This window comes from Thioalkalivibrio sp. AKL7, assembly GCF_000381705.1.
Lineage (GTDB): Bacteria > Pseudomonadota > Gammaproteobacteria > Ectothiorhodospirales > Ectothiorhodospiraceae > Thioalkalivibrio > Thioalkalivibrio versutus.
The window spans coordinates 1-2,163 of record NZ_KB906965.1 but is presented as its reverse complement, the minus strand read 5'-3'; the positions used below and the strand labels follow the sequence as shown (position 1 = coordinate 2,163).

At 69.3% G+C, this 2,163-nt stretch carries 1 protein-coding gene; it reads right to left on the bottom strand.

The annotated features are described in order from the left end of the window. Positions 1-722: 722 nt before the first annotated feature. Positions 723-2,163 (bottom strand): tetratricopeptide repeat protein (locus tag G315_RS0113640; protein ID WP_018143864.1); only part of this gene is annotated, 1,441 nt, incomplete at its 5' end.

The window sequence follows — 2,163 nt, the reverse complement described above, 5'->3', positions numbered from 1 at the left end:
CGACGCTAGAACGCTTTCTAGTCTTGATGGCCCTCCCCCCGGGGCATCGAGTTGAGGGCTCCCTTCGGGGAGCCCTTTTTTTGTTCCGCGATCCGGGCCCGGTACTACAGCCCTCATGGACCCTCGCGCGAACCGGCCACCCTCTCCCGTCACTGCCGGCAATCATCCGGCGACTGGCCATGTTCGGACTCGCACCACCCCGGGCCGACGCTCGCCCCCCTTCGGATGTCCGCCTGGCCTGCCAGGGCAAGACTATCCATGCACCACTCGAACTCGAGCCCCGTCCTTCCGAGGCGTGTGAGGCTAGCGCCCCGACCAAGATGCAAACGGGCCGGTAGCACCACGACCGGACTGCGCGCCGCGCCAGGTCTCGGGATACACGGGGCATCACCGCGATGCCGGCACATTCATCAGCGTCTCCCAGGCACCGGCGAAGACACCAGAAGCATGGCAGTGGGCCATAGTCGAGGGGACGGATAAGCCGGCCCCGAAACCGTGGCATTGACTCACCCCTGCCGAGATCCGGTCGCGGGCCGTGCCGACCGCCGCGAGCGAGCTCCCCGGCCGAGCGCAGCCGTCAGAGGCCAGACAACGAAGTAATGTCCGGGCCGACCCGGGATTACAGGACCGACCGGACGGAGGGATGTGCGGCGACCAGGCTGACGCACACAAAAAAGGGGCCGCTCTCGGCAGCCCCCTTGATCGACCGGTTCGTGCCGGGTCTACAGGCGATCGAGCAACGCCTCCGCATCCGCCCGCTGGGGGAACTGGTCGTGCCCGTCCAGCACGCGACGCAAGCGTTCAGCAGCGGCGTCGCGCTCGCCCTGTTCGCTTTCCGCCCAGGCCAGGTGGTACTGAATGCCCGGATCATCCGGGGCAAGCTCGCTGGCACGGCCAAGGATGTCTGCGGCCTCTGCGGGCTCACCGGCGTGGATCAGCACCGCACCCAGGGTGTCCAGCACCGGAGCCGCCTCCGGTGCCAGCTCGGCAGCCCGGCGCGCATGCTCCAGCGCCTGCCGGGTATCACTCTCGCGCAAAGACCATGCGAGGTTGTTGCGCGCAATCACGTCGTCGCCATCCTGCTCGACGATCCGACGGTACGAATCCATCGCTCCGGACCGGTCGTCCGCCGCCATCTGCTGCGCCGCGTGGATATGCCATGTCGCCAGGTCCTGCGGATTTTCATCCAGCCAGGCGGCCAGCGTGGCCCGCCCGGCATCGCCATCCCCGGCTTCGCGCTGCGCCTCCGCCAGTGCATGCACCCAGTCCCGACGTTGCGAACCCGGGTCCGCCAGTGCCGCCCGGTAATGCCGCACGGCGGCGGCTGGGTCGTCCCGCTGCATAGCCGCGCGGCCCAGCAAGGCCTGGACCTCGCTGCGGTTCTCGTAGAGCTCCTCCAGGCGCGCCAGATGGGGCTCGGCATCGCTCATGCGTTCCTGATTGAGCAGGCCCCGGGCCAGAAGCAGGCGGGCCCGGTAGTGGTCCGGCTGCTGCTCCAGGAGCTCGCGAAGCGTGCTCTCGATCGCGGCATCGTCACCGGCCTGCGCATGCGCGCGGGCCAGGGCGAGACGCAGGTTCACGTTGTCCGGCGCCTGTTCGACGGCCTCCGCGAGACTTGTCACCGCGGCATCCGGACGATTGAGACTCTGCTGGACGTCCGCCAGCGCATACAGCAGGTCCGGATTCCCGGGGTGATGTTCACGCGCAGCGAGGAGCGTCTGCAGGGCCTGCTCCGGTTGGCCGCCCTGAAGCTGGATCTGGGCCAGGGTGAGATGCGGCGGCAGCAACTCGGGCTGCGAGTCGATGGCCGTTTGCAGCCAGCGCGCCGCCCCCTGGTGGTCGCCATCCTGCAGGCTCATGTTGGCCAGGCGCTGGGCCGAACGGGCATGCCCCGGGTCGCGCTCCTGGATCGCTTCCAGCACCTCGCGCGCCGCCCCGCGATTGCCGACCTGGAGCTCCAGGCCAGCGAGGTTCATCGCCACGGATACATCGTCCGGGTCCAGCGCGACGCCCTCGCGGAAGGCCGCCCGGGCCTCGTCGGTTCGCCCCAGCCCCATCAGGGCAGCGCCCTGCAGGCTCAACGGACCGGCCGCTTCCGGCTGGAGCTCCTGCAGACGCTGTGCCCGCTCGAGTGCCTCGTCGTAGCGTCCTGTCTGCAACAGG